At 73.9% G+C, this 6,040-nt stretch carries 7 protein-coding genes; 3 read left to right on the top strand and 4 right to left on the bottom strand.

The genetic code is table 11. The features are described from left to right. Positions 1–39: 39 nt before the first annotated feature. Complete coding sequence (locus BJP25_RS07815) at positions 40–561, bottom strand: hypothetical protein (protein WP_075974054.1); 522 nt, start codon at positions 559–561, stop codon at positions 40–42. After that, on the bottom strand, positions 558–986 hold the full coding sequence (locus tag BJP25_RS07810; protein WP_075974053.1) for a helix-turn-helix domain-containing protein: 429 nt from the start codon (positions 984–986) through the stop codon (positions 558–560). Before BJP25_RS07810 ends, BJP25_RS07815 begins: the two co-directional genes overlap by 4 nt. Positions 987–1,348: 362 nt before the next feature. Here BJP25_RS07810 and BJP25_RS07805 point away from each other — a divergent pair, with 362 nt between their 5' ends. After that, positions 1,349–2,320, top strand: a complete 972-nt coding sequence (locus tag BJP25_RS07805; RefSeq protein WP_084793750.1) for a COX15/CtaA family protein — start codon at positions 1,349–1,351, stop codon at positions 2,318–2,320. Positions 2,321–2,771: 451 nt separating this feature from the next. On the opposite strand, the gene BJP25_RS07800 is transcribed toward BJP25_RS07805, so the two are convergent. Next, the gene (locus BJP25_RS07800; protein WP_075974052.1) at positions 2,772–3,080 is read right to left on the bottom strand and encodes a hypothetical protein; all 309 of its coding nucleotides are present in this window, start codon (positions 3,078–3,080) and stop codon (positions 2,772–2,774) included. Between the two features lie 129 nt (positions 3,081–3,209). Here BJP25_RS07800 and BJP25_RS07795 point away from each other — a divergent pair, with 129 nt between their 5' ends. Continuing rightward, the gene (locus tag BJP25_RS07795) at positions 3,210–4,181 is read left to right on the top strand and encodes a quinone oxidoreductase family protein (protein ID WP_075974051.1); all 972 of its coding nucleotides are present in this window, start codon (positions 3,210–3,212) and stop codon (positions 4,179–4,181) included. A gap of 91 nt (positions 4,182–4,272) precedes the next feature. Here the strand turns inward: BJP25_RS07795 and BJP25_RS07790 are convergent, their stop codons facing one another. After that, on the bottom strand, positions 4,273–4,833 hold the full coding sequence (locus tag BJP25_RS07790) for an FKBP-type peptidyl-prolyl cis-trans isomerase (protein ID WP_075974162.1): 561 nt from the start codon (positions 4,831–4,833) through the stop codon (positions 4,273–4,275). 192 nt (positions 4,834–5,025) lie between these two features. Between BJP25_RS07790 and BJP25_RS07785 the strand changes: the two genes are divergently transcribed. Beyond that, the gene (locus BJP25_RS07785) at positions 5,026–6,039 is read left to right on the top strand and encodes a hypothetical protein (protein ID WP_075974050.1); all 1,014 of its coding nucleotides are present in this window, start codon (positions 5,026–5,028) and stop codon (positions 6,037–6,039) included. Position 6,040: the final 1 nt, after the last annotated feature.

Below are 6,040 nucleotides of genomic sequence, written 5' to 3'. Positions count from 1 at the left end.
CCCCCACCGCCGTGATCAGCAGCAGGAGGTGCTCGGGGGTCACCGCCGGTCGCGCGCCATGACCCGCGCGAGGCGGTCGATCACGGCGGCCTCGGCGGGGTCGGCGGTGCGGGCGGCGCGCAGCGGCGGGCGGACGGCCAACTCGCGGATGAGGCCCGCGGCGACCTCGGCCTCGCGCTCGCGCTCGTCGTCGTAGCCGGCGCGGTGCAGCACGCCCATGCGGCGCAGCAGCTCGGGCGGCACGTCCGGGGTCAGCTCGGCCAGGCACGCGCCCCGGTGGCCGAGCAGCATGTGCGACAGCTCGTGGCAGACGATGTGCTCGGCGCGCAGCGGCGGGGTGTCGGCGTCGTGCACGATGACGTCCACGGTGGGCCCGCTGAGCCAGGCGCCGTCCGGGGCGCCGGGGGGCAGCGGCATCGCGAGCACGTGCAGCGGCCTGCCGCGGTGGGCGGCGACCCGCGCGGTGAACGCGGCGAGGTCCCACGGCCGCGGCACGCCGACCTCGGCCAGCGCGGCGAGCACCCGCCTGCGCAGGGCGCGGTGCGCGCGCAGCCCCCTCACCGCCGGTCGGCCCTGGCCGCGGCGGCCCGCTCGATGTCGCGCACCCGGTTGGCCATCTCCAGGATGGCCGCCCGCCCGGCCTCCGACAGCTCGCCCGCCCGCATCGCGATCGCCCGCACCTGCGCGTCGCGCCACGCCGCCACCAGGTCGAGCTGCTCGTCGACGCGGGCGGACTCGGCGTCGTCGGAGAAGTAGCCCAGCGGCACCCCGAAGAACTTCGCCAGCGCGGACAGGTGCCGGAAGCTGGGGTTGTCCCTGGTGCCGCGCCGCCACGCGGAGATGGCGCTGTGCGAGATGTCGACCGCCTGCTCGGCGCGGATGGCCGCGGCGATCTCCTCGTTGGTGAACGGGCCCCGCCCGGCCGGGTGCACCGCGGCGACCAACCGGTTCAGCTTGCCCGACAACCCGCCCGTGCTCCCCGACATCCCCGCTCCCCCTGTGCCCCGGGCGCCACCGGGCGCCATGGCGTTCGACACCTGTCGCGGGTGGGCACAGCCGGTTGCACTACTGTTGAACCCGCAGGCTTCACGGCATAGGGTTCCACACCCTGGGGAAACGCTACCGCCGGACGGGTCGTGGGGGGAGTGACCTGTCCGGCGGTAGCCCACTGGGAAGGCGATGGGGGAGTTCGCCTTCCGACGACGCAGTGTAGTAGCCCGTGATCGCTGCGTGGAGCCCTTTCGCGAAGATGACCACACTTTTCCGCGCCCGCGCTGCGGTGAGACCGGGCGCACGGTAGGGCGGACCTGCGCACGGCCCCCGGGCGCGGCCCGCCTACCATCGGCCCGTGGCGCTGCAAACACTCAAGGACCGCATCGAACGGCTCCCCGGGGCCAGCGTGCGCGTGCAGCGCGCGGTGGCCATCGCGGTGCTGGTGACGCAGTCGCTGATCGCGGTGACCGGCTCGGTCGTCCGGGTCACCGGCTCCGGCCTGGGCTGCCGCACCTGGCCGCAGTGCCAGCCGGGCAGCATGTTCCCGGTCGACCACCCGGAGTTCGCCGCCCTGCAGCAGTGGATCGAGTTCGGCAACCGCCTGCTCACCGGCGTCGTCGGCTTCATCGCCCTGGCCGCGTTCCTGCTCGCCTACCTCGACCGCCCGCGCCGCCGCCGCTACGTCCGCCTCGGCCTGGTCATGCCCCTGGGCGTGGTCGTGCAGGCCGTCATCGGCGGCCTCACCGTCCGCTTCGACCTGCTGTGGTGGACCGTCGCGGTGCACTTCCTGGCCTCGGCGGTCATGATCTGGCTCGCCACCCTGCTCGTGCACGCCATCGACGAGGGCGACGGCCCCCCGGTCCCGCACGGCCCCCGGGCCCTGCGCGCCCTGCTGCCCGTCCTGGTCGTGGTCCTGGTCGGCCTCCTCGTCGCGGGCACCATGGTCACCGGCGCGGGCCCCCACGCGGGTGACTCCGCCACCCCCCGCCTCGCCCTCCCGGTCGACACCCTCGCCCACGTCCACGCCGCGTTCCTCTACGTCTTCCTCGGCCTCCTGCTCGCCGTGGGCGTCCTGCTCAAGGCAGGCGGCGACGCCTCCCCCAAGCTCTGGCGCCGCTACCTGGTCCTGATCGCGGTCACCCTCGCCCAGGGCACCATCGGCTTCGTCCAGTACCTCACCGGCGTCCCGGAGGTCCTGGTCTCCCTCCACGTCCTCGGCGCCACCGCGGTCATCGCCGCCACCGCAAGCCTCTACGCGGGCACCCTCGAACGCCCCCTGGCCCGCCCCACCCCGGTCGACGAGCGCCACCTTACCCCCCAACCCTGACCCGCCCCCAACTCCGGGCCACCCGCACAGCGCACGCCTCCCGCAGCACAAGCCCGCCCGCGCAGACTTCCCGCAGCGCAAGCCCGCGTACGGCTCACGCCCCGGCAGCGCGCGCTCCCGCGGGGGTACCCCGGCCCAGGGGACCCCTGTTTTCAACGCTAGTGCTGATCAACGTCCGGGCGACAGACCGACTGCGCAACTGTGGACAGCCGCGGCGGCTGTGGACGACCCGCGCCCGACCAGCCCCAGCACCACGCCACTCCCCCGCGCACGCTCGCGCCCGGGTCCCCCCGCCCAGGGGACCCCTGTTTTCAACGCTAGCCCCCGACAGAACCGCGCCGGAAGCACCGCGCGCCAGCTGTGGACTGCTCGACCCTCTGTGCACAACCACCCCGCAGACGCGCAGCGCCCCCGGGTCCGGGGACCTCGGGGGCGCTGCGGGGGAAGCGGGTCAGCCGCGGCCGCGGGCGGCCATCTTGGCGCGGTGAGCGCTGCCGATCTTGGTGCCGGAGACGGTCTCGCGGTTCCACTCGGCGGGTTCGAGGTCGCGGACCTTCTCGACGAGGGCGTCGCCGGTCTCGGCGCTGGGGACGATGACGTCGCCCATGGCGCCGTCCTTGCCGACCAGGACCACCCGGGCGCCGACGCGGCCGATGGGCTCGACGACGGCGCGGGAGGGCTTGCCGTGCGCGCGGACGAAGCCTGCGGCGGCCTTGAGGGCCGCGGGCGGGACCGGGGTGGGGGTGTTCTCGTCTGCCACCCGGTTGAGGGTAGGGCCTGCGGGGGCCGTCCACCCGCCGACCGTGAGCGCGGCCACTGGGGGATGCTGGGCGGGGTCGCCGGTGTTGGTCGGCGGTGACAGCGCGTTCGTCGCGGGAGGAGCAAAAGCGTGCCCAAGGCCGTGGTGGTGTCCGAGACCGGTGGTCCCGAGGTGCTGACCCTGACCGACGTCCCCGAGCGGGACCCGGGGCCCGGGGAGGTGCGGGTGGCCGTCGCGGCGGCGGGGGTGAACTACATCGACACCTATCAGCGCTCCGGGCTCTACCCGCTGCCGCTGCCGCTGGTGCTCGGCAACGAGGGCGCGGGCAGGGTGACCGCCGTCGGGGAGGGTGTCACCGCGGTCTCCCCCGGTGAGCGGGTGGCGTGGACCGGTGCGCTGGGCGGGTACGCGCAAGAGGCCGTCGTGCCGCAGAACGCGCTCGTGCGGGTGCCGGATGGCGTGGACGACGAGCTGGCCGCCGCGGTGCTGCTGCAGGGTCTCACCGCGCACTACCTCGTCGCCTCCCTCTACCCCGTGCAGCAGGGCGACACCGTCCTGGTGCACGCCGCCGCGGGTGGCGTGGGCCTGCTGCTGACGCAGCTGGCGTCCGCGCGGGGCGCCAGGGTGATCGCGACCGTGTCCACGGAGGAGAAGGCGGATCTCGCGCGCGGGGCGGGCGCGTTCGAGGTCATCAACTACGCCGAGGAGGACTTCGTCCAGCGCACCGAGGAGATCACCGGCGGCGCGGGCGTGGCCGCGGTGTACGACGGGGTGGGCAAGACCACCTTCGACGGCAGCCTGGCCGTGCTGCGCCCGCGGGGTGTGCTGGCGCTGTTCGGCGCGTCGAGCGGCCCGGTACCGCCGGTGGACCCCCAGCGGCTCAACGCGGCCGGGTCGGTGTTCCTCACCCGGCCGACGCTGGCGCACTACATCGCCACGCCCGACGAGCTGCGCTGGCGCACCGAGGAGCTGTTCGGCGCGATCGCGGCCGGGACGCTGAGCGTGCGGATCGGCCACCGCTACCCGCTGGCCGACGCGCGGCGCGCGCACGAGGACCTGCAGGGGCGCCGCACCACCGGCAAGCTGCTGCTCATCCCCTGACCGGCCGGTCGAAACGAATGGGCGATCACCCCCGAGGGTGATCGCCCATTCGTGTAAAGCCCTTCCCGGACGGGAAATGGGGACGGAATAATCAGCGCACGGTGACCGCGTCGACGACGAAGACGAGGGTCTCGTTGGGCGCGATGCCGTTGCCGCCCTTCCCGTAGCCCTTGTCCGGCGGGATGACCAGCAGCCTGCGGCCGCCCTGCTTCATCCCCACCACGCCCTCGTTCCAGCCCTCGATCACCGCGGCCTGGCCGACGTTCTCCAGCGGGAAGGTCTCCCCGCGGCTCCACGAGGAGTCCAGCTCCTTCTTGTCCGACCAGGTGACCAGGTCGTAGTGGGTGTCGACGGTCGACCCGGCCACGACCTCCTTGCCCGACCCCGGCACGAGGTCCTTGCTGAGCAGGGCCTTCGGCGGCGAGCAGGTGTCCGGGACGGTGATGGTGGGCTTGCTGCCCGCGGCGCCGTCGACCTTGATGTCATCAGCGGTGCAGGCGGGCAGCGCGGAGGTCGAGGTCGCGGCGGCGGTGGAGGACGTGCCGATCGTCGGGCCCGCGGGCGAGCCCGCGGAGGCCTGCTCGGAGTTGCCGCAGGCGGCGAGGCCGCCGACGAGGGCGACGGCGGTCAGGGCGGTGCCGAGGGTGCGCATGGTGGGTGAGCCTAGGTAGCCGCGCCCGCGCGCCGCGCAGCGGGTGACCACCGGGTGAACTCTCACCCGAATTCCGCATTTCTTCGTCAGTGACTTGCGCGTAGGGTGACATTCCACACCCACTCCCCCTCATCCCCAGCGCATTCCCCTGCCCGTCGCCGGGGGCTGTCCGCTCCCAGGAGGTGACCTGCCGTGCCCGCGGACGCCAAGCGGCTCCGCACCCACGCGATCCAGGAGCTGTTCTGGACCCGGACCGGGTTGCTGCTGTCCGTCCTGGTCGTGGTGTCCTTCCTGGCGATGTGGGCGGCGGGTTCGATCGGTGCGGGGACGCCCAAGAACCTGCTGACCGCGCTGGGCACCGGGACGCTCGTCTCGGCGGTCGTCGGGTTCGGCCAGACCCTGATCACCGCGTCGTCGGCGCAGAAGGCCATGGTGACCCCGCTGGTCGAGGAGAGCCGCAAGGCGCTGCGCGAGCTGTCGGCGGAGTACCGCTCGCTCAACGCCGAGTTCTTCCCCACCCACGTGTTCGAGGCCACCACCGACCCGGACCCGGCGTTCAACGCGCTGATGATGCGCGACCTCGGCGCCACCCGGCAGTTCCTGTTCCGCGGCTTCTCCGGCCGCTACGCCGCGGTGCGGCTGCTGCTCGCCGACGCCGAGTGGGAGGTGCGCGCGGTGGTGGCCGACCCGCGCGGCCGCGCGGCGGTGGACGCCCGCGCCCGCCACCAGCTGCGCCACCGCGGCGCCGAGGTCGACTACGAGGTCGAGTCCGCGCGCCTGCGGGAGCGGCTGCACGAGGACATCCGGATCGGCCTGGTGGGGCTGTTCCTGGCCCGCGCCCGGTGCACCTCGATCGAGGTGACCGCGGTCGCGGACCCGCCGCTGGACCGGCTGGAGGTGTTCGACGACAGCGTCTGGGTGACCCTCTACAGCTCGGTCGCGGGCGCCGCCGCCCTCTACCCGCGCACCCTGCGCTTCTCCGAGGGCTCGTTCCTCTACGACATGCAGCGCGCCGAGTTCGCCAGGCTGCGGGCCTCCGACGGGCAGCGGTTCACCATCACCCCGGAGACGACCAGGGAGGAGTTCGCGGTGCACTTCGCCGCGGTCACCGGCGAGGAGCTGCCCGAGCAGCGGTTCACCGAGCTGGCCGAGCGGTTCCACGCGTTCCGCCGCGACTTCTCCGCCAAAGCCGAGCTGGGAGGCTGAC

The sequence above is a fragment of the Actinokineospora bangkokensis genome (assembly GCF_001940455.1).
Lineage (GTDB): Bacteria > Actinomycetota > Actinomycetes > Mycobacteriales > Pseudonocardiaceae > Actinokineospora > Actinokineospora bangkokensis.
This window is presented reverse-complemented; position numbering and strand designations above follow the sequence as displayed.